This window comes from uncultured Allobosea sp., assembly GCF_945957345.1.
Taxonomy (GTDB): domain Bacteria; phylum Pseudomonadota; class Alphaproteobacteria; order Rhizobiales; family Beijerinckiaceae; genus Allobosea.
The window spans coordinates 39,905-64,884 of the sequence record NZ_CAMFKW010000033.1 but is presented as its reverse complement, the minus strand read 5'-3'; the positions used below and the strand labels follow the sequence as shown (position 1 = coordinate 64,884).

General features: G+C 66.8%; 29 protein-coding genes, 1 other RNA gene and 1 pseudogene. 23 read left to right on the top strand and 8 right to left on the bottom strand.

All coding sequences use genetic code 11. The features are described from left to right. The 6 genes and pseudogenes from Q0Q36_RS16790 to Q0Q36_RS16765 form a co-directional block, all read left to right on the top strand. Positions 1-141: pseudogene (locus tag Q0Q36_RS16790) on the top strand (transcriptional regulator); the annotation flags it as partial. A gap of 92 nt (positions 142-233) precedes the next feature. Then, positions 234-1,508: a phosphopantothenoylcysteine decarboxylase gene (locus Q0Q36_RS16785; protein ID WP_293799428.1), complete on the top strand. Its 1,275-nt coding sequence runs from the start codon at positions 234-236 to the stop codon at positions 1,506-1,508. Between the two features lie 2 nt (positions 1,509-1,510). After that, positions 1,511-1,987 (top strand): dUTP diphosphatase, encoded by a 477-nt coding sequence (gene dut, locus Q0Q36_RS16780; RefSeq protein ID WP_293799426.1) that lies wholly within the window; start codon positions 1,511-1,513, stop codon positions 1,985-1,987. Further along, complete coding sequence (locus tag Q0Q36_RS16775; protein ID WP_293799424.1) at positions 1,984-2,436, top strand: Rrf2 family transcriptional regulator; 453 nt, start codon at positions 1,984-1,986, stop codon at positions 2,434-2,436. Before dut ends, Q0Q36_RS16775 begins: the two co-directional genes overlap by 4 nt. An 87-nt stretch (positions 2,437-2,523) precedes the next feature. After that, the gene (gene cysK / locus Q0Q36_RS16770; protein ID WP_293799422.1) at positions 2,524-3,495 is read left to right on the top strand and encodes a cysteine synthase A; all 972 of its coding nucleotides are present in this window, start codon (positions 2,524-2,526) and stop codon (positions 3,493-3,495) included. Continuing rightward, positions 3,492-3,944, top strand: a complete 453-nt coding sequence (locus Q0Q36_RS16765; RefSeq protein ID WP_293799421.1) for a GNAT family N-acetyltransferase — start codon at positions 3,492-3,494, stop codon at positions 3,942-3,944. The genes cysK and Q0Q36_RS16765 overlap by 4 nt, the downstream gene beginning before the upstream one ends. A gap of 7 nt (positions 3,945-3,951) precedes the next feature. Here Q0Q36_RS16765 and Q0Q36_RS16760 read toward each other — a convergent pair whose 3' ends face one another. The 3 genes from Q0Q36_RS16760 to Q0Q36_RS16750 form a co-directional block, all read right to left on the bottom strand. Next, entirely contained in the window at positions 3,952-4,821 is an 870-nt protein-coding gene (locus Q0Q36_RS16760; RefSeq protein ID WP_293799420.1) for a VOC family protein, read from the bottom strand. A 115-nt stretch (positions 4,822-4,936) separates the two neighbouring features. Then, complete coding sequence (locus Q0Q36_RS16755; protein ID WP_293799419.1) at positions 4,937-6,172, bottom strand: FAD-binding oxidoreductase; 1,236 nt, start codon at positions 6,170-6,172, stop codon at positions 4,937-4,939. Continuing rightward, entirely contained in the window at positions 6,172-7,221 is a 1,050-nt protein-coding gene (locus Q0Q36_RS16750) for a YihY/virulence factor BrkB family protein (RefSeq protein WP_293799418.1), read from the bottom strand. The genes Q0Q36_RS16755 and Q0Q36_RS16750 overlap by 1 nt, the downstream gene beginning before the upstream one ends. 179 nt (positions 7,222-7,400) lie before the next feature. Between Q0Q36_RS16750 and Q0Q36_RS16745 the strand changes: the two genes are divergently transcribed. Further along, positions 7,401-8,096, top strand: a complete 696-nt coding sequence (locus Q0Q36_RS16745; protein ID WP_293799417.1) for an outer membrane protein — start codon at positions 7,401-7,403, stop codon at positions 8,094-8,096. A gap of 7 nt (positions 8,097-8,103) precedes the next feature. On the opposite strand, the gene recR is transcribed toward Q0Q36_RS16745, so the two are convergent. The 4 genes from recR to ffs form a co-directional block, all read right to left on the bottom strand. Continuing rightward, on the bottom strand, positions 8,104-8,709 hold the full coding sequence (gene recR, locus Q0Q36_RS16740; protein WP_293799416.1) for a recombination mediator RecR: 606 nt from the start codon (positions 8,707-8,709) through the stop codon (positions 8,104-8,106). A gap of 145 nt (positions 8,710-8,854) precedes the next feature. After that, a complete protein-coding gene (locus Q0Q36_RS16735) occupies positions 8,855-9,175 on the bottom strand; it encodes a YbaB/EbfC family nucleoid-associated protein (protein WP_293799415.1) in 321 nt (106 codons plus the stop codon). A gap of 21 nt (positions 9,176-9,196) precedes the next feature. Continuing rightward, entirely contained in the window at positions 9,197-11,068 is a 1,872-nt protein-coding gene (locus Q0Q36_RS16730; RefSeq protein ID WP_293799414.1) for a DNA polymerase III subunit gamma/tau, read from the bottom strand. Positions 11,069-11,154: 86 nt separating this feature from the next. Continuing rightward, positions 11,155-11,253: signal recognition particle sRNA small type (gene ffs / locus Q0Q36_RS16725), an RNA gene on the bottom strand. Positions 11,254-11,495: 242 nt separating this feature from the next. On the opposite strand from ffs, the gene rpmH reads away from it, so the two are divergent. The 13 genes from rpmH (at position 11,496) to hisA (ending at position 21,752) form a co-directional block, all read left to right on the top strand. Further along, a complete protein-coding gene (rpmH, locus tag Q0Q36_RS16720) occupies positions 11,496-11,630 on the top strand; it encodes a 50S ribosomal protein L34 (protein WP_038364779.1) in 135 nt (44 codons plus the stop codon). Between the two features lie 54 nt (positions 11,631-11,684). Beyond that, on the top strand, positions 11,685-12,101 hold the full coding sequence (rnpA, locus tag Q0Q36_RS16715; RefSeq protein WP_293799409.1) for a ribonuclease P protein component: 417 nt from the start codon (positions 11,685-11,687) through the stop codon (positions 12,099-12,101). A gap of 46 nt (positions 12,102-12,147) precedes the next feature. Beyond that, positions 12,148-14,016 carry a membrane protein insertase YidC gene (gene yidC / locus Q0Q36_RS16710; protein WP_293799435.1) on the top strand — a complete coding sequence of 623 codons (1,869 nt, stop codon included), beginning with the start codon at positions 12,148-12,150 and terminating at the stop codon, positions 14,014-14,016. Between the two features lie 49 nt (positions 14,017-14,065). Beyond that, positions 14,066-14,698, top strand: a complete 633-nt coding sequence (locus Q0Q36_RS16705; RefSeq protein WP_293799408.1) for a CatB-related O-acetyltransferase — start codon at positions 14,066-14,068, stop codon at positions 14,696-14,698. Between the two features lie 10 nt (positions 14,699-14,708). Further along, positions 14,709-15,446 (top strand): GTP-binding protein, encoded by a 738-nt coding sequence (locus Q0Q36_RS16700; RefSeq protein WP_293799407.1) that lies wholly within the window; start codon positions 14,709-14,711, stop codon positions 15,444-15,446. A 5-nt stretch (positions 15,447-15,451) separates the two neighbouring features. Next, complete coding sequence (locus tag Q0Q36_RS16695) at positions 15,452-15,823, top strand: DUF423 domain-containing protein (protein WP_293799406.1); 372 nt, start codon at positions 15,452-15,454, stop codon at positions 15,821-15,823. An 84-nt stretch (positions 15,824-15,907) separates the two neighbouring features. Beyond that, on the top strand, positions 15,908-16,804 hold the full coding sequence (argB, locus tag Q0Q36_RS16690; RefSeq protein WP_293799404.1) for an acetylglutamate kinase: 897 nt from the start codon (positions 15,908-15,910) through the stop codon (positions 16,802-16,804). 142 nt (positions 16,805-16,946) lie between these two features. Then, positions 16,947-17,687, top strand: coding sequence for a pyrimidine 5'-nucleotidase (locus Q0Q36_RS16685; protein ID WP_293799402.1), 741 nt, complete (start codon positions 16,947-16,949; stop codon positions 17,685-17,687). Between the two features lie 116 nt (positions 17,688-17,803). Beyond that, a complete protein-coding gene (locus Q0Q36_RS16680) occupies positions 17,804-19,000 on the top strand; it encodes an O-succinylhomoserine sulfhydrylase (RefSeq protein WP_293799400.1) in 1,197 nt (398 codons plus the stop codon). A gap of 291 nt (positions 19,001-19,291) precedes the next feature. Next, the gene (gene hisB, locus Q0Q36_RS16675; RefSeq protein WP_293799399.1) at positions 19,292-19,879 is read left to right on the top strand and encodes an imidazoleglycerol-phosphate dehydratase HisB; all 588 of its coding nucleotides are present in this window, start codon (positions 19,292-19,294) and stop codon (positions 19,877-19,879) included. A 9-nt stretch (positions 19,880-19,888) separates the two neighbouring features. Next, entirely contained in the window at positions 19,889-20,377 is a 489-nt protein-coding gene (locus Q0Q36_RS16670) for a DUF2628 domain-containing protein (RefSeq protein ID WP_293799398.1), read from the top strand. Then, a complete protein-coding gene (gene hisH, locus Q0Q36_RS16665) occupies positions 20,374-21,030 on the top strand; it encodes an imidazole glycerol phosphate synthase subunit HisH (RefSeq protein WP_293799397.1) in 657 nt (218 codons plus the stop codon). Before Q0Q36_RS16670 ends, hisH begins: the two co-directional genes overlap by 4 nt. Beyond that, the gene (gene hisA, locus Q0Q36_RS16660; protein WP_293799434.1) at positions 21,018-21,752 is read left to right on the top strand and encodes a 1-(5-phosphoribosyl)-5-[(5-phosphoribosylamino)methylideneamino]imidazole-4-carboxamide isomerase; all 735 of its coding nucleotides are present in this window, start codon (positions 21,018-21,020) and stop codon (positions 21,750-21,752) included. The genes hisH and hisA overlap by 13 nt, the downstream gene beginning before the upstream one ends. Positions 21,753-21,939: 187 nt before the next feature. Here the strand turns inward: hisA and Q0Q36_RS16655 are convergent, their stop codons facing one another. After that, positions 21,940-22,728, bottom strand: a complete 789-nt coding sequence (locus Q0Q36_RS16655; protein ID WP_293799395.1) for a transporter substrate-binding domain-containing protein — start codon at positions 22,726-22,728, stop codon at positions 21,940-21,942. Between the two features lie 99 nt (positions 22,729-22,827). Here Q0Q36_RS16655 and hisF point away from each other — a divergent pair, with 99 nt between their 5' ends. From hisF to coaA, 3 genes are all read left to right on the top strand, one after another. Continuing rightward, the gene (hisF, locus tag Q0Q36_RS16650; RefSeq protein ID WP_293799393.1) at positions 22,828-23,592 is read left to right on the top strand and encodes an imidazole glycerol phosphate synthase subunit HisF; all 765 of its coding nucleotides are present in this window, start codon (positions 22,828-22,830) and stop codon (positions 23,590-23,592) included. Between the two features lies 1 nt (position 23,593). Then, positions 23,594-23,914 carry a phosphoribosyl-ATP diphosphatase gene (locus tag Q0Q36_RS16645; RefSeq protein WP_293799391.1) on the top strand — a complete coding sequence of 107 codons (321 nt, stop codon included), beginning with the start codon at positions 23,594-23,596 and terminating at the stop codon, positions 23,912-23,914. 81 nt (positions 23,915-23,995) lie between these two features. After that, positions 23,996-24,970 (top strand): type I pantothenate kinase, encoded by a 975-nt coding sequence (gene coaA, locus Q0Q36_RS16640; RefSeq protein WP_293799432.1) that lies wholly within the window; start codon positions 23,996-23,998, stop codon positions 24,968-24,970. Positions 24,971-24,980: the final 10 nt, after the last annotated feature.

Here is a 24,980-nt window from a genome sequence, read left to right as displayed (position 1 = left end):
GTCGCCGACATGGCCGCCTATGACGGCTTCTACAAGAAGCTGATCGAGACGATTCCGCTCAAGAACGTGACCTCGCGCTTCGCGATGGAGCGGATCAAGGCGACGACGGCCTACAAGGTGCCGGACCTGCCCCGCACCTGAGGCAGACGGGAAAACGCGCGGCGCATGACAGCGCGGCGCGGCGGATGCTAGGTAACGGTCAGTTCGCCCATCGCGCTGCCCGAGGAGCCGCCTTGTCCGCTTCCCGCTCCGTTCTCCTGATCATCGGCGGCGGCATCGCCGCCTACAAGATGCTGGAGGTCATCCGCCGCCTGAAGGATCGCGGCATCGCCTCGCGCTGCATCGTGACCAAGGCCGGCGAACAGTTCGTGACGCCGCTCACCGTCTCGTCGCTGGCGGGCGAGCGCTGCTTCACCGACATGTTCTCGCTGACAGACGAGGCCGATATCGGCCATATCCAGCTCTCGCGCTCGACCGATCTCGTCGTCGTTGCGCCGGCCACCGCCGATCTGATCGCCAAGATGGCGAACGGGCATGCCGACGACCTCGCCTCGACCGCGCTGCTCGCCACCGACAAGCGCGTGCTGATCGCGCCCGCGATGAACCCGCGCATGTGGCAGCACCCGGCGACGCGCCGAAACATGGCGCAGCTCGAAAAGGACGGCGTGCTCGTCGTCGGCCCCAATGTCGGGGCGATGGCCGAGCGCGGCGAAAGCGGGCCGGGCCGCATGGCCGAGCCGCCGGAAATCCTCGCTGCGATCGAACTCGCGCTCGCCGGCGAGAAGCCCAATGCGCAGCGCGCCATCGGCTTCCTCGGCCGGCTGCCGGGCGGCGACCATGCGACAGGCTCGCTCGCCGGCCAGCATGTGCTGATCACGTCGGGGCCGACGCATGAACCGATCGATCCCGTGCGCTACATCGCCAACCGCTCCTCCGGGAAACAGGGCCATGCCATCGCAGCCGCCGCTGCCGCCGCCGGAGCGCGGGTCACGTTGGTCAGCGGGCCGGTGAACCTGGCCGATCCGGCGGGCGTCGAGACGATCCATGTCGAATCGGCCCGCGAGATGCTCGCCGCCGTCGAGACGGCGCTGCCCGCCGATATCGCGATCTTCGCCGCCGCCGTCGCCGATTGGCGCGTGGCGGACGCGGCCTCCGACAAGCTGAAGAAGGACGGCAAGGCGCTGCCGCCGCTCTCGCTGGTCGAGAACCCCGACATCCTCGCCACCGTCGCGCATCGCAAGAGCGGCCGCCCGCCGCTGGTCGTCGGCTTCGCCGCCGAGACGCAGAACGTGATCGACTATGCCCGCGCCAAGCTCGCCCGGAAGGGCTGCGACCTGATCGTCGCCAATGATGTCGGCGGCACCGGCGTGATGGGCGGCGACGCCAATACCGTCCACCTCGTCACCAAGTCCGGCGTCGAGACCTGGCCGACCTTGCCGAAGGGCGAGGTCGCGGCGCGGCTCATCGCCCATATCGCCGGGCTGACAGCTGCCCGGCAGGCGGATTGACGATGGTCACTGTCCTGCTGCAGCGCCTGCCGCATGGCGCCGACTTGCCCTTGCCGGCCTATGAGACGGCAGGCGCAGCCGGGCTCGACCTGCGCGCCGCCATTGACGCGCCGGTCACACTCGCCCCCGGCGCCCGCGCACTGATTCCATCCGGCCTCGCCATGCAGCTGCCGGAGGGCTTCGAGGGGCAGATACGGCCCCGCTCGGGGCTGGCGCTGCGCCATGGCGTTACCGTCCTCAACGCGCCCGGCACGGTCGATTGCGATTATCGTGGCGAGGTCTCGGTCGTGCTGATCAACCATGGCAGCGAGCCTTTCACGGTCACGCGCGGCGACCGCATTGCCCAGTTCGTCATCGCTCCGGTCACCCATGCCCTTCTCTCGGAGGTCGAGACGCTCAGCCAAACCGCGCGTGGCGCCGGCGGCTACGGCTCGACCGGTATCAGCGGCGGCGGAACGCGCGTCGGAGGCGGCGCATGATCCTGCTCTCGCGCCGCAGCCTGCTCGCGATCGCCGCGGTGGTCGATATCGCCCTGCATGCCAGGCCGCAGCCGGTTGCGGCCAAGCTGCTCGCCGCGCGCCATGCCCTGCCGCCGCGCCATCTTGAAACCCTGCTGCAGACGCTGGTGCGCGTCGGCATCCTCAAGGGCGTGCGCGGCCCGCGCGGCGGCTACGAACTCGCCCGCGAACGGCGCAAGATCACGGCCGGCGACATCGCGCGCGCCGCGATGCAGGAGGCCATCGAGGAAGGACTCGGACCGGAACCGCAATCGCGGCTGGTCGATGAGGTCGTCGGGCCAGAGGTCGAACAGGCTTCGGCCGCGTTCCTGGCCGCGCTCGATACGGTCACGGTCGAGGAATTGTGCCGGAGGGCACAGACGAAAGCCGTCTTCGGCGATCCCGCCGCGAAAGGCGATTTCACAATTTGATTATGTGATTTATTTCCTTAATCGACAGTTTTTGTGAATTGATTTAGCGTCACGACCGAACATTCTCTCGTCCAGAGGAGTCATGTCATGGCCGAAGCCCAGAAATCGACGAAGGCGCCCGGACGCGGACGCGTCTACAACTCGATCACCGACACGATCGGCGATACGCCGCTGGTCAAGCTGAACCGTCTGCCGGCCGAGCGCGGGGTCAAGGCGACGATCCTGGCCAAGCTCGAGTTCTTCAATCCGATCTCGAGCGTGAAGGACCGCATCGGCGTCAACATGATCGATGCGCTGGAGGCTTCCGGCGCACTGAAGCCCGGCGGCACGCTGATCGAGCCGACCTCGGGCAATACCGGCATCGCGCTCGCCTTCGTCGCCGCCGCGCGCGGCTATCGCCTGATCCTGGTCATGCCCGAGACGATGTCGTTGGAGCGGCGCAAGATGCTCGCCCTGCTCGGCGCCGAACTCGTGCTGACGCCCGGCCCCGGCGGCATGCGCGGCGCTGTCGCCAAGGCCGAGGAACTCAAGAACGAGATCCCCGGCGCGATCATCCCGCAGCAGTTCGAGAACCCGCATAATCCCGAGATCCACCGCAAGACGACCGCCGAGGAGATCTGGAACGACACCGACGGCGCGGTCGATATCGTCATCTCCGGCGTCGGCACCGGCGGCACCATCACCGGCGTCGGCCAGGTGCTGAAGGCCCGCAAGCCGGGCGTGAAGATGGTCGCGGTCGAGCCGGAGGATTCCCCGGTCCTGTCCGGCGGCCAGCCCGGTCCGCACAAGATCCAGGGCATTGGTGCCGGCTTCGTGCCGGGCATCCTCGATCGCGGCGTGATCGACGAGGTCGTCACCGTCGGCAACCAGACGGCCTTCGAGACGGCGCGCGCGCTCGCCAGGAGCGAGGGCATCCCGGCCGGCATCTCGTCGGGTGCAGCGGTCGCGGCGGCGCTCGAAGTCGGCGCCCGGCCGGAGAATGCCGGCAAGACCATCGTGGTGATCATCCCCTCCTTCGCCGAGCGCTACATCTCCAGCGCGCTGTTCGAGGGTCTGTGATCGAAACGGCGATCCAGATCGTCCGGCTGGTGGAAAGCCTGCCGGACGATTTCGAGGCGCTGCGCCATGAGGCCAGCGCCGAAAGCTACCGCTTCATCGAAGGGCTGCGCGAGGAATGGCTCGCCGGCCATTACGGCGGTGCGGACGAGCGCTTCACCACCTTCGCCGCCTTCCATGAGGGCGAGTTGGCCGGGATCGGCGCGCTGACGCCCGATCCCTATGATCCTGCGCCCGATCTCCTGCGCGTCCGCCATGTCTATGTCCGGCCGCTGCATCGCGGTGCCGGCGTCGGCCGCATGCTGGCCGCCGCGCTAATCCAGCAGGGACTGGACTTGGCGCCCAAGCTCTCATTGCGCGCCGCCGATCCGCGCGCGAGCGCCTTCTGGGAAGCGAACGGCTTCACGGTCGACACGAGCGGAACGCGCCGCTCGCATCTGCTGACGCGCTGAGCGCGTCTCAGTGCACCAGAATCAATCGGTTGTTCCAGGGATCGGTGACCGTCGGCACGCCATCGGCTTCGCTGCCGCCGGCCGCCAGGATGCGCTCGCGCATCGCGGCGAAGTCCTGCTCGTCGCGCGCGACCAGCTCGAAACGATCGAGCCCCGCCTCGCCCGGCTGGCGCGGGCCGGCGCCACGGCTGCCCCAGATATTGCCGGCGATATGATGGTGGTAGCCGCCGCTGGAGAGGAAGCTCGCGCCGGGATAATGCACCATCAGGTCGAAGCCGAGCAGGTCGCGGTAGAAGGCCTCCGCAGCCAGGGTATCGCCGACGCGCAGATGGATATGGCCCATGCCCGTGCCCGCGGGCATGCCGACATAGGTTGCCTCATCGGCCTCGCTTAAGAGCCTGTCGAGATCGAGCCGCTCGGTCGCCATGGCGATGCTGCCATCGGGCTTGCGTGGCCATTCGTCCCGCTTGCGATCACGATAGATCTCGATGCCGTTGCCCTCGGGATCGGAGAGATAGAGCGCCTCGCTGACGAGATGGTCGGAGGCGCCTTCGAGCGGGATGCGCGTGACTGCGGCGTGCCTCAGCCAGTTGGCGAGATCGCGCCGCGAGGGCAGCAGGATGGCCAGATGGAACAGGCCGGCGGCCGAGGTCGGCCGGGCGGCGCCCGCTTCCAGCCGGACGAGAACTTGCCCGCCGATGCCGAGATCGGCGCTTGCCGCATCCTGCCGGATCAGGCGAAGGCCGATCGCGTCGCGGTAATACGCCGTCAGTGCCGGGAGATCTCGGACCTTCAGCGTCACCGCACCGATGAAGACCGGCGCCTTGTGGGCTTCGAGAGTGGCGGCGGGAGCCGTCCGTTCGATGGTTGCGACCATGGGAAATCCTTTCGCGGCGGTCATGCCGGCCGCGCCCCTAAAATGGCCCTTCTGCCTGATCTTGTCGCCCACCCGGCCGGCAAGGCTGCGATTGCAGGGTTGCAATGACGCGTGCTCAGCCGGGGCGTGGCCGATCGATGGCGAAATGGCGGAACCAGCGCTTCTCCCGGCCGCTCACCAGCGCCCCGATCAGGCGCGACGCCATGAAGCTGAAGGTGATGCCGTTGCCGCCATAGCCATAAGCCGCCAGCAGGCGCGGATGGCCGGGCACCTGTCCGATCAATGGCAGGCCATCCTCGGTCTGGCCGAAGGCGCCCGACCAGGCATGATCGAGATCGAGGTTGGCTTGCGGGATCAAGGCATGCAGGCGCGCCTGCAATGCCTTGGCCTTTCCCGGGCCGAGCGCCTCGCGCCGGTCGGGATCGTCGAAAGACTCGTCCTCACCACCGAAGACGATGCGGCCATCCGCGGTCGTACGGCAGTAGCAGTAATCCTCCGATGACTCCCAGACGAGCGCAGGACCGGGCCACAAGGCCTGCGGCGTTTGCGGCACCGTCGCGACCGCCCAGCTCGACGCGACGCGGTGCAGATCGTCGCTGACGATATCCGGCATGACATAGCCGGTGGCGAGCACGATCCGATCGGCCTCGACGACGTGCCCGCTGGCGAGGGTGACGGCGGCGGAACGGCCAGCGCCGTCGAAGCCCACCGCCTCGTCGCGGATCAAGCGCGCCCCGCGCTGCACCGATGTCGCGATGAGGCCGTGACAGAGGCTGAGCGGGTCGGCCTCGGCCGAGCCTGGCGAGACGATGGCCGCCGCCCGGTCGAAGCCGAAGGCCTCACGGAGGGCGGCATGCTCGACGAAGCTGCCGGGCAGCCCGGCCCGATCGCGCATCTTCATTTCATCGAGCAGTTCGCGCGGGCCGCTTTCGCCCGCCGCGAGATAGACAGTCTGGCGGGGTGCGAAGGCGCAGGGCAATGCGAGCTCGCCGACGAGGTGGCGCAAGCCCTCGACAGCCTGGAAGCTCAGGCGATAGGTTTCCGCCGCAGCCGCGAAGCCATAGAGCGCCGCGAGCTGGGACAGCCTGAGGTCGATCTCCCATTGCAGCATCGCGGTCGAGGCCGCCGTGCTGCCGAAGCCTTCGCGCTCCCGGTCGATCAGGACGACATCGCGCCCCATTGCCGTCAGATGCTCGGCGACCAGCGCGCCGGTGATGCCGCCGCCGACGATCACGACGTCGCAGCGCGCATCGGAGTCAAGGATCGCCCCCGCCGGGCGCTGCAGAAGCGGACGCCACGGCCCCTTGCCGGTCCGCAGGTCCTCGTGACGCGTGTCCTGTGGATCGAGCATCAATCCGCCCTCGCACGGCCAACCCGGTCGGCCATGGTGGCGCCGCGCTGGCCGAGCGGCTTCGGACGGCCGGTCGTGGTGTCATGCGCCGTCTGGTGCTCCAGCTCGGCATTGAGTTCGGCTCCCGCCAGCACGATCGTCGCCGAGAGCCAGAGCCAGGTCATGAACACGACGACGGTGGCAAGCGAGCCATAGGCCGCCGTGTAATTGCCGAGCGTCGAGACATACCAGGAAAACAGATAGGAGGCCGCACCCCAGAAGAGCGCGGCGGCGATGGCACCGGGCATGACCCAGATGAAGCGCACGCGCTCGCGGCTGGGGCCGATCCAGTAGAGAACCGCTATCGAGAGCGTCGCCATGACGAAGAAGGACGGCCAGCGGATCAGCCGGATCAGGCGCTCGAGCTCGGAATGGAAGGGAAACAGCGCCGTCACCACCGGCAGGCTGGCGATCGCGATCAGCGCGGCCGTCAGCAGAACGACGCCGCTGACGGTGGTGAAAAGCGAGATCGCGTTGAGCTTGAAGAAGCTGCGCTTCTCGGCCTCGCGATAGATGATGTTCAGCGCATCGAAGAGCGCCTTCACCGCCGCGTTGGCCGACCAGGTCGCCACGCCCAGGCTGATCCAGAATGTCAGCGACAGGTTGAAGCCGGACTGGGTCGAAAGCCGCATCGCCTGCTCGTGGATCAGATCACGCGCGGCTTGCGGGAACATGGTCGTGACGGTGTCGAGCTGCTCCGCGATAGTCGCGGGATTGGTGAAATAGCGGTAGATCGTGACCAGCAGCGACAAGGCCGGCACGAGCGAGAGCAGCGTGAAGAAAGCGACCGCACCGGCGAGCGAGGTCAGGCGGTTGTCGGCGACATTGCCGATGAAGCGCAGCAGCACGTCCTTCCAGCCGAGCCATGTCATCTGCAGTGGCGTCTTCGCCAGCCGGCCGCGTACCTCTTCCCGCCTGCGCCGCCCAAGCTTGTCCGTCACCACTCCCGACAGATAGCCGAGCGCGATCCCGATCCCGGCGGCGCCCGTGATCCGTTTGAGGAAAGCCATGTCGGGATTCGTGCTCCATCTGCCGTTCCATCGCAGCTTGCGAGCAACGGGCTGCATTCGCAATCGTTCCGGCATGAGGCCGGGGGTGGAACCGCTTAGCCGATTGTTAACCTTAATGCTTCGTTATTGCGAAGCGCGGCCGCGAGCGGCAGGCGCTGTTCCACCCAGCGGAAAGCCCGATGACGAAGCTGCTCAGAACCGGCCTGACGGGCCTCGCGATCCTGCTGTCGGGTGCGGCTGGTGCGGCCGACCTGCGCAAGGTCGCCTTGCCGCCGGCCCCGGAACTGCCGGCGCTCTATTCCTGGACGGGTTTTTATGCCGGCCTCCAGGGCGGCTATGCGTGGGGCGACAGCCGGTTGCGGGTCGGGGGCGCCTTTGCGCCGACCAGCTTCCGTATCGGGAAGGATGCTGCCTTCGGGGGCGCCCATGCGGGCTTCAATTATCAGGTCGACGGTATCGTTCTCGGCGTCGAGGGCGATATCGAGGCGCTCGACAGCCGCAGCCGTTTCGACGGGATCGGGTTGTCCGGCCGCGTCAGCCAGGACTGGCAGGGCTCGGCGCGCGCGCGCCTCGGCCTCGCCTTCGATCGCTGGATGGTCTACGGCACCGGCGGCGCCTCCTTCACCGAATACGAACGGCGCGTCGTCGCGCCCGGCGCCGGCTTCGGCGAGCGGCTGACCAGCGCCAGGACCGGCTGGAATGTCGGCGCCGGCGTCAATTTCGCCTTCACCGATCAGCTGATCCTCGGCGCCGAATATCGCTACACCGATTTCGGCCGGAACCGCTTCGCCAGCTCCGGCGCCTTCCCGGGCCTGACCGGCTCGCAGGAATTGTCGAGCCACAGCGCCCGCGCCAGCGTCGCCTACAAGTTCTGAGGCTTCCTCAGAACCCCGTACGCTGGCGGATCGCAGCGGCCAGCGTACCGTCGTCGAGATAATCGAGCTCGCCGCCGACAGGCACGCCATGGGCGAGCTTGGTCACCTTCACCGGCAGATGCGCCAGGAGGTCGGTGATGAAATGCGCCGTGGTCTGGCCGTCGACCGTGGCGCTGAGCGCGAGGATGACCTCCTTCACCAAGGGGTCGGAAGCCCGCGCCGCCAGCGCGTCGAGCGAGAGATGCTCCGGCCGGACGCCGTCGAGCGCCGAAAGCACGCCGCCCAGCACGTGATAGCGGCCGGAAACCGCGCCCGAGCGCTCCAGCGCCCAGAGATCGGAGATGTCGGCGACGACGACGATCAGTGAATCGTCCCGGCGCGGATCGGTGCAGAGCCCGCAGGGGTCGCTGGTATCGACATTGCCGCAGCGGGCGCAGACGACGATGCGCTCGCGCGCCACCGCCATCGCTTCCGAAAGCGGGCCCAGCAGTTGTTCGCGCTTCTTGACGAGATGCAGCGCCGCGCGCCGGGCCGAGCGCGGCCCGAGCCCCGGCAGCTTGGCCAGGAGCTGGATCAACCTTTCGATCTCGGGACCGGCAATGGCGCGGGACATTGAGGTAAGCGACCTTCTGGTCCCCTCAGCCCTCATCCTGAGGAGCCGCGTAGCGGCGTCTCGAAGGATATTCCAGAGCACGCTGGAGCATCCTTCGAGACGCAGCCTGCGGCTGCTCCTCAGGATAAGGGCTGAGGGGAAAGCCTCAAAACAGCTTCATGCCCGGCGGGATCGGCAGGCCCTTGGTGATCTCGGCCATGCGCTCCTGCATGACGCGCTCGCCGCGGGTGCGGGCGTCGTTGCTGGCTGCGACGATCAGGTCCTCGAGGATCTCGCGCTCGTCCGGCACCATCAGGCTCGGATCGATCTTCACGCCCTTGAGCGCGCCCTTGGCGGTCATCGTCACGGTGACCATGCCGCCGCCGGCGCCACCTTCGACCTCGATCGAGTCGAGCTCGGCCTGCATGTCGGCCATCTTCTGCTGCATCTGCTGCGCCTGCTTCATCAGGCCCATCATGTCGCGCATCGGAAATCCTCCTCGAAATCGTCAGAAATCGATGCCGTCGAAATCCGGTTCGGAATCGTCGAACAGGGGCTCGGCATCGGGCAGGTATTCGTCTTCGGTCGGCATGGACGCCGCCGCCTCGGCCGCCGCGATGGCCCGGGGATCGCGGACATCGACGATGCGGGCGCCGGGAAAGCGCTCCAGCACCGCCTTGACGGCAGGATGAGCCGCGGCGTCGCTCTCGCGTTGATCCTTCGCCGCCGCCGCCTGCTCCCGCATGGTGGCGGCGCCCTCCTCGTTGACGACGGCGACCATCCAGGTCTGGCCGGTCCATTCCTTGAGGCGGCGCGAGAGGTCCTGCGCAAGGGTGCGCGAGGCACCCTCGGCGAGCGAAAATTCGATGCGGCCGGCCTCGAAGCGGACGAGCCGGATATCGCGTTCCAGAGCGATCTTGAGCGTGATGTCGCGATGCTGCGAGGCCAGCGCGACGACATCCTCCAGCGTAGCGACGATCGCCATCGGTGCCGCGATCGCACGCGCGACCGGAGCGGGCGCAGGGTTGGCGCTGGCCAGGATCGGGCGGGCGGCGAGCGCGGTGTTGCCGCCACCGGAGGGCGGGCGCGGCATGCCCATGCCATTGCCGCCACCGTTGCCCGCGGGGACGGAGCCCATGCCGTCGCGCAACATCTTCAGCGCCTCGTCCGGCGTCGGCAGGTCGGCGGCATGGGCGAGGCGGACGAGCACCATCTCGGCGGCCATGACCGGCCGGTCGGCCTGCTTCACCTCGGCAATGCCCTTGAGCAGCATCTGCCAGGTGCGGGCGAGGATGCGGACCGAGAGGCGCTGGGCGAAATCGCCGCCGCGCACGCGCTCGGCCTGGGCGAGGCTGTTGTCCTTCACCGCCTCGGGCACGAGCTTGAGGCGCGTGACGAGATGGGTGAATTCGGCGAGGTCGTTCAGCACGACGACCGGATCGGCGCCGGCATCGTATTGCGCGCGCAATTCGCCCAGCGCCGCGGCGATGTCACCCTTCATCACGGCTTCGAAGAGGTCGATGACGCGGGCACGATCGGCAAGGCCGAGCATCGAACGGATATCGTCGAGCGTGATGCGGCCGGCCGCATGGGCGATGGACTGGTCGAGGATCGAGAGCGAATCGCGCACCGAGCCCTCGGCGGCGCGGGCGATCGCCGCGAGCGCCTCCTGCTCGGCATCGACGCTCTCGGCCCGGCAAATATTGGCGAGATGATCGACCAGCATATCGGATTCGACGCGGCGCAGGTCGAAGCGCTGGCAGCGCGACAGCACCGTGATCGGCACCTTGCGGATTTCCGTCGTCGCGAAGATGAATTTCGCATGCGGCGGCGGCTCCTCCAGCGTCTTCAGGAAAGCGTTGAAGGCGCCGGTCGAGAGCATGTGCACCTCGTCGACGATATAGACCTTGTAGCGGGCTGAGACGGGCGCATAGCGCACGGCGTCGTTGATCTGGCGGATGTTGTCGACGCTGTTGTTGGAGGCCGCGTCGATCTCCATCACGTCGATATGGCGGCCCTCGATGATCTCGCGGCAATGGATGCCGAATTCGCGCAGGTCCGTGGTCGGGGCGCCCTGTCCGTCCGGCGTCTGGAAATTGAGGGCACGCGCCAGGATGCGGGCGGTCGTGGTCTTGCCGACGCCGCGCACGCCGGTCAGCATCCAGGCCTGCGGTATGCGGCCGGCCGCGAAAGCGTTGGTCAGCGTGCGCACCATCGCTTCCTGGCCGATCAGGTCGCCGAAATGCGCCGGGCGGTACTTGCGAGCGAGCACGCGATAGGGCGCGGGCGCGCCATTCGCGGACGGCTGCGGCGCAGGCGCCGGATCGAAACCGGCGAAGCCCGGTTCGTCAGCAGAGGCGGCGTCGATCTGGTCGGTCATGCGGACTGGTTTCGCCAATCGGGAGGCGAGGGTCAATGGCGCCGCGCTGGTTCCGTAATGCGGACCGGCGCTTTATCGGGCGCATGAGGTGGGAGGCTGGACGAAGACCCGTTCGGTCTCGTTAGGGCTGCTTCCTTCCGGACCTGACCCGGTTGGCGAGTGAGACGTCCCTCGCCAACCTCCCGCCCGCTATATCGGGGATGTCGCGGGGAATCGCAAGCCGGCATCGCAGAGACCGCGAAGCTTCGTCGCACTCAGGCTCATGGCTGCCAGTTTGGCGTTGACTTGGTGTCGTCCATCCGTCATAAGCCCGCGACCTGCGCAGCCGAAAGGCGGCGCCGACCCTTATCGCATGACAGGCTCGGTTGGCCATGCTTTCCCCGGAAAGCCGCGGCCGTCGTGCTCATAAAGGCCCCGGAGACGGACCGTGAAGAGAACCTATCAACCCAGCAAGCTGGTTCGCAAGCGCCGCCACGGCTATCGCGCCCGTATGGCGACCAAGGGCGGCCGCAAGGTCATCGCCGCTCGCCGCGCCCACGGCCGCAAGCGCCTGTCGGCCTGACGAGCCCTGGCGCGTCACGACAGCGCGCCGGTTTCGGAAGACAGGCCAATCGCCATGCGCCTCGCCCGTCTGACGCAACGCAAAGAATTCCTGGCGGCGGCCGAACACGGCCGCCGTTTTCGTTCGTCCGCCTTCATGGCGCAGGTGCGCGACGCCGCGCCCGACGAGGCCCGCAAGGGCGGCGAACCCGTGGCCTTGAGACTCGGCCTCACCGCCTCGCGCAAGACCGGCAATGCCGTGAAGCGCAACCGTATCCGCCGGCGCCTGCGCGAAGCGGCCAAGCAAGCGCTCGCCAGCCAGACCGAGCGCCCCTGCGACGTCGTGATCGTCGCGCGCTCCGACGTGCTGACTGCTCACTTTAAGACGCTCGTCGCCGATCTTTCGATTGCCATCGACCGGGCAAAGCCTCACAAGCCGCATGCCGACAGGCGCCGCCCGCATCCCAAGCGCGGCACCCCGTCGCAAGCCTGACCCGCCGCGCCTTTACCGGACCAAGCGAGATCCGTTCCCGACCATGATGAAAGAAGACAACCGCAATCTGCTTCTCGCGATCGTCCTGTCGGTGATCATCCTGCTCGGCTGGCAGTTCTTCTACGCCAAGCCGCAGATGGACAAGCAGCAGGAGGCCGCCCGGCAGACCCAGCAGGCCCAGAGCCAGCAGGCCGCCGCGACGCCCGGCTCCACCCCGGCCCCCGCCGGACCCGGCCAGCCCGCAGGATCGGCCGCGCCCGGCGCTGCCGCGACGCAATCGATCGGCACACGCGAGCAGGCGCTGGCGGCTAGCCCACGCATCAAGATCGACACGCCCAAGATCGCCGGCTCGATCTCGCTGACCGGCGCGCGCATCGACGACGTCTCGCTCAAGGCCTATCACGAGACGGTCGACCCGAAGAGCCCGATCATCGTGCTGCTCTCGCCGGTCGGCGGGCCTGACGCCTATTATTCCGATTTCGGCTGGGTCGCTGCACCCGGCACGGCGGTGACGCTGCCGAACGCCACGACGGTCTGGACCGCCGACAACCAGGTGCTGACCCCGGCCAAGCCGGTGACGCTGAGCTGGAACAACGGCCAGGGCCTGACCTTCAAGCGCGTCATCAGCGTCGACGACAACGCCATGTTCACGATCCGCGACGAGGTCGAGAACAAGGGCGGCGCGGCCGTGACCCTGTTCCCCTATGGCCAGATCGTCCGCCAGGGCAAGCCGCATACGCTCGGCTATTACGTGCTGCACGAGGGTCTCGTCGGCTATCTCGGCGAACAGGGCCTGCAGGAATACACCTACGACAAGCTCGACAAGGAGCCGCTGCTCTCGCCGGGCACGACCGGCAAGACCTGGAAGGACGCCGTCGGCGGCTTCGTCGGCATCACCGACAAGTACTGGGCGGCCGCGGTCGTCCCCGACCAGCAACGCAAGTACGAGGGCCGCTATTCCTCGGTCCAGACCGGCACCGGCCGCACCTATCAGGCCGATTTCCTCGGCGAGGGCATCGCGGTGGCGCCCGGCGCCACGGCCTCGTCCAATGCCCGGCTCTTCGCCGGCGCCAAGGAGGTCGCGGCGATCAACGGCTATGAGGAAAGCCAGCAGATCAAGCGCTTCGACCTGCTGATCGACTGGGGCTGGTTCTATTTCTTCACCAAGCCGCTCTTCTTCGTGCTCGACTGGATCTACAAGCACATCGGCAATTTCGGTGTCGCGATCCTGATCGTCACGGTGCTGCTCAAGGGCCTGTTCTTCCCGCTCGCCAACAAGTCCTACGCCTCGATGGCGAAGATGAAGGCGCTGCAGCCGGAAATGACGGCGATCCGCGAGCGCTATGCCGACGACAAGATGAAGCAGCAGCAGGCTCTGATGGAGCTGTACAAGACGCAGAAGATCAATCCGGTCGCCGGCTGCTGGCCGGTGCTGCTGCAGATCCCGGTGTTCTTCGCGCTCTACAAGATCCTGTTCATCACCATCGAAATGCGGCATGCGCCGTTCTTCGGCTGGATCCACGATCTCGCGGCGCCGGACCCGACCAACCTGTTCAACCTGTTCGGGCTGATCCCGTTCACGCCGCCAGCCATGCTGCATCTCGGCGCCTGGCCGCTGATCATGGGTGTGACGATGTTCATCCAGATGAAGATGAACCCGGAGCCGCCGGACCCGGTGCAGAAGATGATGTTCACCTGGATGCCGGTGTTCTTCACCTTCCTGCTCGGCTCGTTCCCGGCCGGCCTGGTGATCTACTGGAGCTGGAACAACCTGCTCTCGGTGACCCAGCAGGGCTACATCATGAAGAAGAACGGGGTGAAGATCGAGTTATTCGACAACCTCAAGGGCATGTTCGGCAAGAAGCCGGCAGCCGCAGGCGGCGCACCCAACCCCGCCAACAGCAACAAGAAGTGAGAGATCGAAGGGCGGGGTTTCCCGCCCTTCGCTTTTGAAGGCCGTCCCGATGCCCTTGCCCGATCCGAGCACGCGCCATCCCATCCCCGGCTGGAAGGGCACGGCCTTCCTGAAGGCGGTGGTCGACCATCCGCTGATCGAGATCGGCGACTACAGCTATTACGACGACTCGCGCGGGCCGGAGCATTTCGTCGCCCGCTGCGTGCGCTATCATTTCGACTTCATCGGCGACCGGCTCATCATCGGCAAATTCGTCGCCATCGCGCAGGCGGCGCAGTTCATCATGAACGGCGCCAACCACCCGATCGGCGGCTTCTCGACCTTTCCCTTCCAGATGTTCGGCCTCGGCGATCCCGAAAGCCTGAAGCGCCCCGGCCCGAACAATCGCGGCGACATGGTGATCGGCAACGATGTCTGGATCGGGCGCGAGGCGGTGATCATGCCGGGCGTGACGATCGGCGACGGTGCGATCATCGGCACGCGGGCGCAGGTGACCAAGGACGTGCCTGCTTATGCGGTCGTCGCCGGCAATCCCGGCCGCGTCGTGAAGATGCGTTTCGCGCCCGAGATCATCGCGGAATTGCTGGCGATCCGCTGGTGGGACTGGCCGGCGGACAAGATCGCGCGTCATGTCGACGCGATCCAGGGCGCCGATATCGACGCGCTTCGCGCAGCCGTGTAGGCAGGGCTCCATGACCACATCCACGACAAAACCCTATGACGCCGAGGAGATCGAGGCCGCCCGCAAGCTCTTCGAGGGGTCGTGGGATTTCGTCTGGGCCTCGACCAAGATCGACGACCTGCCGCCGATGGTCGGGCAGGAGATCGCCTTCGCCGGGCGTTCCAATGTCGGCAAGTCCAGTCTGATCAACGCGCTGACGCGACGCAACGCGCTGGCGCGGACCTCGCATACGCCCGGCCGGACGCAGCAGCTCAATTTCTTCCGCCAGGTCGAGCACGAGGAGCCCGCAGGGGCGGGACCTCAAGGCGGCAAGCGCGGCTCTCGCGAAAAACCGGTTCCGGTTTACTCGCCCCATGCGCCGACCATCGTCGACATGCCCGGATACGGCTATGCCGCCGTCGGCAAGGAGAAGGTCGCGGCCTGGACGAAGTTGATCCACGACTACCTGCGCGGCCGCTCCAACCTGATGCGCGTCTATGTGCTGATCGACGCCCGCCACGGCATCAAGGATGTCGACGGCGCCGTGCTGGAGACGCTCGACAAGGCCGCCGTGTCCTATCAGGTCGTGCTGACCAAGGGCGATGCGCTGAAGAAGGCCGATCAGACCTTCATGACCGAGGCGACCTATGACGAGATCAAGCGCCGTCCGGCCGCCTTCCCGGAAGTGCTGCTGACCTCCAGCGAAACCGGCATGGGCATCCCGGAATTCCGCGCCGCGATCGGCCGCGTGCTGGCGGAGCACGGCTAAACGCCATGACCGCGACGCGCCTGCATCTCGCGCTTGCCGCCCTGATGGGCTTCGTCGGCGTCGCCCTGCTGGCGGCGGCGGCCCATGTCGCGATCGACCCGGGCCATGTCCAGACCGCCGGGCAGATGCTGCTGTTCCATGCCTCCGTCGTCATCGGCGCGACCGCGGCGCGCCGGGGCGGGCATCTCCATGACCTGCTGGCGCGAATCGCGCTCTCGGCGATCATGGTCGGCGCATGCCTGTTCGCGGTCGATCTCGCCCGGCGCGGCTTCGCCAACGAGGCGTTGTTCCCGCGGGCGGCTCCGACCGGCGGCTGGTTCATGCTCGGCGGCTGGCTCGGGCTCGCCGTCGCCGCTGTGACCGCGAAGCGCGGCTGAGCGGCGTCAGCGTTCTTCCGCCTCGGCCGATCTTGAGCTAGAAGCGCCCGCATCTGTCCTTGCGGCCGCGCGGAGCCTGCCCGAATGACCGACCATCCCCATCTGACGCCGTCGCAATCCGCCGAGCTCCTGGTGCAGGCGCTGCCGCATATGCAGCGCTACGACCAGGAGATCATCGTCATCAAGTATGGCGGCAACGCCATGGGCGACGCGGCCACTGCCGAGGATTTCGCCGAGGACATCGTGCTGCTCGAGCAGTCCGGCCTGAAGCCGGTCGTCTGCCATGGCGGCGGCCCGCAGATCGCGGCGATGCTGAAGAAGCTCGGCATCCAGTCCGAGTTCAAGCAGGGCCTGCGCGTCACCGACGAGGCGACCGTCGAGGTCGTCGAGATGGTGCTGGCCGGCTCGGTCAACAAGGAGATCGTCGGCTACATCACCCGCGAGGGCGGGCGGGCCATCGGGCTCTGCGGCAAGGACGGCAACATGGTCACCGCCCGCAAGGTGACCCGTACCGTCGTCGACCCCGATTCCAAGATCGAGGAAGTCCTGGACCTCGGCTTCGTCGGCGAGCCCGAGAAGGTCAACACCACCGTTCTGGACGCGGTGCTGAAGGCCGAATTGATCCCGGTGCTGGCGCCGGTCTGCGCCGCCGCCGACGGCCAGACCTATAATGTCAACGCAGACACTTTCGCTGGCGCGATTGCCGGGGCGCTCAATGCCAAGCGCCTGCTGCTGCTCACCGACGTGCCGGGCGTGCTGAACAAGGACAAGCAGCTCATTCCGGAGCTCACGGTCGAGGAATGCCGCCACCTGATCGCAGACGGCACGATCTCCGGCGGCATGATCCCGAAGATCGAGACCTGTATCTACGCGCTGGAGAAGGGTGTCGAGGCCGTCGTCATCCTCGACGGCAAGGTGCCGCATGCGGCGCTGATCGAGCTCTTCACCGATACCGGCGCCGGCACGATCATCCGGCGTTGAGATAAAACTCTGACACCGTCATCCCGGGCGTAGCGAAGCGCAGACCCGGGATGACAGTATCAAGGGTTTCAAGAGCCACCTTGATTAAGCCCCCGCCAAGGACTTGCGGCGCAGACTCCGGCTCGCCACATCTCGGAGTCCAATGAAAATACTCGCAGACACACCTGCCGCGACCCCGCCGCTGACGGCGGAAGGCTTCGCGCATGTCGACCACTGGATCTTCGACCTCGACAACACGCTGTACTCGCATGAATGCCGTGTCTGGCCGCAGGTCAACGAGCGCATCACCCTGTTCCTGCAGGAATTGTTCGGGCTCGACGGCCTTTCCTCGCATGCGCTGCGGCAATATTACTATCACCGCTACGGCACGACGCTGAAGGGGCTGATGGAGGAGCACCAGATCGATCCCGATCGGTTCCTCGACTTCGCCCATGACATCGACCTGACGCTGCTCGAACCCAATCCGGAGCTCGGCGCGGCGCTCGCGGCGCTGCCCGGCCGCAAGCTGATCCTGACCAACGGCTCGGTCGGCCACGCGAAGAACGTCGCCGGCAAGCTCGGCATCCTCGACCAGTTCGAGGATATCTTCGACATCGTCCATGCCGGCTTCCTGCCGAAGCCCGAACGTGCGACCTACGAGAATTTCCTCGCCAAGCACTCCGTCGATCCCGGCCGCGCCGCGATGTTCGAGGATATCGAGAAGAACCTGATCGTCCCCAGCGATCTCGGCATGAAGACCGTGCTGATCGTGCCGAAGACGCCCGACCCCTTCCGCGAGGCCTGGGAGCAGGTCGCGATCGAGGCCGGCCATGTCCATCATGTCACGGCCGACCTCACCGGCTTCCTGAGGCCGCTCGGACGTTCCGGCGGACGGCAAGCCTGAGCCGGAGGCGTTTCCCCCCGCTCAGCTCCCAAAAAAAGGAAATTCCGTTCTTCTTTACGAACTCCTTGGGAGCTGATACTGCTCCTGTCCGTTATAAAGAACGGATCGAGAGTTCCATGTCGTCACCGGACAAAGCCGCAGCCAAGCTGCATCCCGAGACCCGCCTCGTCCATGACGGCATCCTGCGATCCCAGTTCGGCGAGACATCGGAAGCCCTCTACCTGACGCAGGGCCATGTCTACGACAATGCCGCGCAGGCCGAAGGCCGCTTCCTGAACACCGATCCCGGCTTCCAGTATGGCCGGCTCGGCAATCCGACGACGGCGATGCTGGAGGCCCGCATGGCCTCCTTCGAGGGGGCCGAGGCCTGCCGCGCCACGGCTACCGGCATGGCGGCCGTCACCGCTGCGATGATGGCGCCGGTGCGGGCCGGCGACCATGTCGTGGCTGCGAGCGCTCTCTTCGGCTCCTGTCGCTACATCATCGAGGACCATCTGCCGCGCTACGGCGTCGAGACCACGCTGGTCGAGGGCACCGATCTCGACGCCTGGCGCAGGGCGGTGCGCCCCAACACCAAGCTGTTCTTCCTGGAATCGCCATCGAACCCGACGCTCGAAGTGCTGGACATCGCGGCCATCGCCAAGATCGCCAAGGAGGCCGGCGCCAAGCTCGTGGTCGACAATGTCTTCGCCACGCCGCTCTTCCAGCGCCCGCTCGAGCTCGGCGCCGATATCGTCGTCTATTCCGCGACCAAGCATATCGACGGCCAGGGCCGCTGCCTCGGCGGGCTGATCCTCGGCTCGAAGGAGCTGATCGAGGCCGATATCCAGAACTACCTGCGCCAGACCGGCCCGATCCTGTCGCCCTTCAACGCCTGGGTGATGCTGAAGGCGCTAGAGACGCTGCCTTTGCGCGTCGCCAAGCAGGCGCAGAACGCGACGGCGGTCGCCGACTGGCTGGCGGCACAGAGCAAGCCGACCAAGGTGATCTTCCCCGGCCACAAGAACCATCCGCAGGCCGAGATCATCAAGCGCCAGATGAGCGGCCCCTCGACGATGATCGCCTTCGAAGTGCCCGGCGGCAAGGAAGGCGCCTATCGCCTGCTCGACGCCTGCAAGCTGATCCGCATCTCGAACAATCTCGGCGACGCCAAGAGCCTGATCGTCCATCCGGCGACGACGACGCATCAGCGCTTCACGCCTGAGGTGCGCGCTGCGATGGGCGTCAGCGACGGGCTGATCCGCCTCTCGATCGGGCTTGAGCACCCTGACGACCTGATCGCCGACCTGGAGCAGGCGCTGGCGAAGGTGTGAGCTACGGTTTTTCCGTCATGGTCGGGCTTGTCCCGACCATCCACGTCTTCCTTCGTGGCACACGGTGTTCAAGACGTGGATGCTCGCCACAAGGGCGAGCATGACGGCTGAGGCCCCGCCCCAGTGGCCATCGCCGCCCGCCCCTGCTAAAGCGGGGCCGTTTCCCGCTATAGCATCGGACCGAAAAGTGGATTCCACTTTTCGGACAAATCCGATGCGATAACATATCGATAGATCGTCGTTATCGCGTCCTATCGGACGCGCGACGATCTAGAGGCTTGAGAGGCCAGCATGCGTTCGGGCGAAGTGAAGCGCCGCACCAACGAGACCGATATTGCGGTCTCGCTCCTGATCGACGGCACCGGCAAGGCCGATATCGCCACCGGCGTCGGCTTCTTCGACCATATGCTCGACCTCTTCGCCCGCCATTCGCTTGTTGATCTCACGGTCAAGGTGAAGGGCGACACGCATATCGACTACCACCACTCGGTCGAGGATGCCGGCATCGCCATGGGCGAGGCCCTGAAACAGGCGCTCGGCACCAAGAAGGGCATCCGACGCTATGCCGATGTCCATCTGCCGATGGACGAGACGCTGACCCGCGTCGCCGTCGACGTCTCGGGCCGGCCGTTCCTGGTGTTCCGCACCGAGTTCAAGGCGCATAAGATCGGCACCTTCGACACCGAGCTGGTGCGCGAGTTCTTCCAGGCCTTCGCGATCAATGCCGGCATTACGCTCCACGTCGAGACGCTCTATGGCGACAACGCCCATCACATCGCCGAGAGCTGCTTCAAGGGGCTGGCGCGGGCGCTGCGGCAGGCACTGGACGTCGATCCGCGCGAGGGCGACCGCGTCCCCTCGACCAAGGGCGCGCTGTAGGAGGTCCGGATGCCGTTCTACACCGTCATGACGCCGCCGCCCGATGGTGGCGACCGGCGCGAGGAGATCGAGCAGGCGCGGCTCGTCCCCGAGCATTTCGCCTGGGGCGCCTTCCTGTTCACCGGTCTCTGGCTGCTGGGCAAGCGGCTCTGGCTGGCGACGCTGCTGTTCGTGCTGTTCTGGGCTGCCGTGTTCTATCTGAACAGCCGCTTCGGCCTGCATGCCAGCGCGCTCACGCTGATCTATTGGGCGGTCGCGCTGCTCCTCGGCGTCGAGGGCAACAACCTCGTCACCCGCAAGCTCGCCCGCCAGGGCTGGCGGCTCGCCGATGTCGTCGAGGCCCGCACGCTGGCCGAAGCCGAGCGCCGCTATTTCGAGCGGGCGCTGGCCGGTGAGGCGACGCTGCCCCGCATCGAGGCCGCACCGGCTGCGGCCGGCCCCCGGCCGAGTGGGCCGCTGCCGATCATCGGCCTGTTCCCGGAGGCTCGCGGACGATGAGCCAGAGCGTCGCGATCATCGATTACGGCTCGGGCAACCTGCACTCGGCCGCGAAAGCCTTCGAGCGGGCGGCAACCGAGGCTGGCATCCCTTCGACCATCCATGTCACCAGCGATACCGACGTGGTGCGCGCGGCCGATCGCATCGTGCTGCCGGGCGTCGGCGCCTTCGCCGATTGCCGGCGCGGGCTCGATGCCGTGCCGGGCATGGTCGAGACGCTGGAGGAGGTCGTGCGGGCCAAAGGCCGCCCCTTCCTCGGCATCTGCGTCGGCATGCAGCTCCTCGCCTCGCGTGGGCTGGAATACACGACCACGCAAGGACTCGGCTGGATTCCCGGCGACGTCACGCTGATCAAGCCGAAGGACGACGCCCTCAAGATCCCGCATATGGGCTGGAACACGCTGCACAAGCAGGATGAGCACCCCCTGCTCGACGGCATCGAGACCGGCCCGCAGGGGCTGCACGCCTATTTCGTGCATTCCTATGCGCTGGCAGCGTCGCGGCCGCAGGACGTGCTGGCCCTGACCGACCATGGCGGGCCGGTGACCGCGATGGTCGCGCATGGCAACGTCGCGGGCACTCAATTCCACCCCGAGAAGAGCCAGAAGCTGGGGCTGAAGCTCATCACGAATTTCCTGAGCTGGGCACCATGATCCTCTTTCCCGCGATCGACCTGAAGGAAGGCCGCTGCGTTCGGCTGAAGCAGGGCGACATGGCGCAGGCCACGGTCTTCAACGACGATCCGGCCGCGCAAGCCGCCGAGTTCGAGGCCCAGGGCTTCCCGTGGCTGCATGTCGTCGATCTCGACGGCGCCTTCGCCGGCAAGCCGATGAACGCGGCGGCGGTCGAGGCTATCCTGAAGCGCGTCGCGTTTCCGGTGCAGCTCGGCGGCGGTATCCGCGACATGACGACGGTCGCAGGCTGGCTCGAGAAAGGCATCCGTCGCGTCATCATCGGCACGGCGGCGGTGCGCGATCCCGGCTTCGTGCGCGAGGCGGCGAAGGCGTTTCCGGGGCGGGTCGCGGTCGGCATCGACGCGCGCGACGGCTTCGTCGCCGTGGAAGGCTGGGCCGAGACCTCCTCGCTGGCCGCGGCCGATCTCGGCAAGCGCTTCGAGGATGCCGGTGTCGCCGCGATCGTCTACACCGACATCGCCCGCGACGGCATGCTCCAAGGCATCAACTGGGAGGGCACGATCGCGCTGGCGCAGGCTGTATCGATCCCGGTGATCGCCTCGGGCGGGCTCGCCTCGATGGCCGATATCGAGCGGCTCTGCGCCACTGATGCCGCGATCCTCGAAGGCGCGATCACCGGCCGGGCGCTCTATGACGGGCGGATCGATCCCGCGGCAGCGCTGAAGCGGCTGGCCGCCTGAATCTCCTCTCCGACCTCCTCGCAGTCGCTCGCTCCAGGCGCCGTCATGCTCGCCCTTGTGGCGAGCATCCACGTCTTGAATGCAACATTCGACCAGTGAAGACGTGGATGGTCGGCACAAGGCCGACCATGACGAAGAAGGTGGCATGCCCGAACCCGCGCATCACTTCGCGCGGAAGGACAGTGGCTCAGCGCACGAACTGATCGTAGATCTTTGCGAATTCGCCGGTCGCCTTGGCCAGATGCAGCCACTGGTCGACGAAGCCCTTGAAGGTCGCGTCGCCGCGCGGGAGCATGTAGCCCATCTCGCCATATTGCAGTGGCTCGTCGGGATTGACCGCGCAGAGGCCGGGCTTGGCCTTCTCCTGCACCTTCACCTCGATCGACTCGGCGATCATCAGGTCGGCCTTGCCTGCGAGGATCTGGTCGAAGATCGTGACGTTGTCGGGGAAGACCTCGATCTTGGCCTGCTTGAAATTGGCCCGCACGAAACGCTCGTTGGTGCCGCCGGGATTGACGATGACGCGGGTCTCCGGCTTGTCGATATCGGCGACGGTCTGGAACTTCGCCTTGTCGGCGCAGCGCACGATCGGCGCCTTGCCGTTGACGAGGTAGGGTGAGGAGAAGAACACCTTCTTCTGCCGGTCTAGCGTCACCGAGATGCCGCCCATCGCGACATCGCATTTGCCCGAGCCCATGTCGGTCAGCAGGTCGGCCCATTTCGTCTGGACGAACTTGGCCTCGACGCCGAGCGCCTTGGCGAGCGATTTCGCCAGCTCGATATCGATGCCCTCGAAGGAACCGTCCTTCGCCAGGGTGAAGGGCTTGTAGTCGCCGGTGGTGCAGACCTGAAGCGCGCCGCGGCTCTGGACGGCGTCGAGCAGGCTCGGGGCCGTCTGCGCCTGCGTACCTGTAGTGGCTGCGAAAGCAAGGCCGGCGGCAATTCCGGCTCGGCGGATCATCGATGCGATAACCATGGAACTCCCCTCATTGGACTGCTATCAGTCGCCGCCAGCAGAGCAGGGTTGCCCTTTGCGATCAATCCGCCCTGCGCCCGCAGGACAGCGTTGCCGCCGATGACCCTGAAGACCCGCATCATCCCCTGCCTCGACGTCAAGGACGGCCGTGTCGTCAAGGGCGTCAAGTTCGTCGACCTCATCGATGCCGGCGACCCCGTCGAGGCCGCCAAGGCCTATGACGCGGCCGGCGCCGACGAGCTCTGCTTCCTCGACATCACCGCGAGCCATGAGGACCGCGGCATCCTGTTCGACGTGGTGACGCGCACGGCCGAGGCCTGCTTCATGCCGCTCACCGTCGGCGGCGGCGTGCGCAAGGTCGAGGATATCCGCGCGCTGCTGCTCGCCGGAGCCGACAAGGTCTCGATCAATACGGCCGCCGTAACCAACCGCCAGTTCGTCAAGGAAGCGGCCGAGAAATTCGGCGACCAATGCGTCGTCGTCGCGATCGACGCCAAGCAGGTCTCGCCCGGCCGTTGGGAGATCTTCACCCATGGCGGGCGCAACGCCACCGGCATCGAGGCCGTCGCCTTCGCGCGCGAGGTCGTCTCGCTCGGCGCGGGTGAATTGCTGGTCACCTCGATGGACCGCGACGGCACCAAGGCCGGCTACGATCTCGGCCTGACGCGCGCGATCGCGGACGCCGTCCCGGTCCCGGTCATCGCATCCGGCGGCGTCGGCGATCTCGACGATCTCGTCGCAGGGGTCGCGCAAGGCCATGCCTCGGCCGTGCTCGCCGCCTCGATCTTCCATTTCGGTACCTACACGATCGGGCAGGCCAAGGCGCATATGGCGGAAGCCGGCCTCAGGATGAGACTGGACTGAGATGACGGGCTTCACCCTCTCCGATCTCGAGGCCCGCGTCGCCGAGCGCGCCGCAGCCTCGCCCGATGAGTCCTGGACGGCGAAGCTCATCGCCGCCGGCCCCGAGCGCGCTGCTAAGAAGTTCGGCGAGGAGGCGGTCGAGGCCGTTATCGCAGCCGTGAAGGGTGATCGCGCCGAACTGATCGCCGAGAGTGCCGACGTGCTCTATCATCTTTTGGTTGTCCTCAAGGCGCGCGATGTTGCATTGCAAGACGTCTTGAGCCAGCTTGAGGCCCGCACGGCCCGCTCCGGACTGGCGGAAAAGGCGGCCAGACCCCGGTAATCAGCCGGTTGAGTTGCGTGAGGATGGACCCGGCAGGATGACCCTCCCTTGAATCTCGAAGCCTGGATTGCGGGCCGCGTCATGGACCAGCGCCTGATCTCCTCTCCGCCCGAACGCGATCTGGTCTCGCCCTATCGCGCCTTCTCGCGCGACGAGTGGGCGCATCTGCGCGCAGACCAGCCGCTGACGCTCTCCGTCGATGATCTCACCAAGCTGCAATCGATCAACGACCCGATCTCGCTCGACGAGATCGTGGCGATCTACCTGCCGCTGTCGCGCCTGCTCTCGCTCTATGTCGCGGCGACACAGGGGCTGTTCAAGGCGACGCAGCGCTTCCTGATGGCCGAATCCGAGGTCAAGGTGCCCTATGTGATCGGCGTCGCCGGCTCGGTCGCCGTCGGCAAGTCGACCACGGCGCGCGTGCTGAAGGCGCTGCTCTCGCGCTGGCCGAACACGCCGAAGGTCGAACTCGTCACCACCGACGGCTTCCTGCTGCCCAATGCCGAGCTGGAACGGCGCGGACTGATGCAGCGCAAGGGTTTCCCGGAGAGCTATGACGGCGCGGCGATCCTGCGCTTCCTCTCGGACGTCAAGGCCGGCAAGCCGCGGGTGACCGCGCCGGTCTATTCGCATCTCGTCTACGATGTCGTGCCGGGCGAGACCGTGACGGTCGAGCGCCCTGATATCCTGATCCTCGAAGGACTCAACGTCCTGCAGCCGAGCCGGATGCCGAAGGACGGCACGGCCATCCCGTTCGTCTCCGACTATTTCGATTTCTCGGTCTATCTCGATGCCGACGAGAACGACCTGCACCGCTGGTACGTCAACCGCTTCATGACGCTGCGCCAGACGGCCTTCCGCGATCCGCGCTCGTTCTTCCGCAAATATGCGGAGATCGGCGAGGAGGAGGCGCTCGCCATCGCCGAGAAGCTCTGGACCGGCATCAACCTGCCGAACCTGCAGGACAACATCCTGCCGACCCGCCAGCGTGCCAGCCTGATCCTGACCAAGGGCGCGAGCCATCGCATCCAGCAGGTCGCGCTGCGCCGGCTGTAGCGCCTGGCCG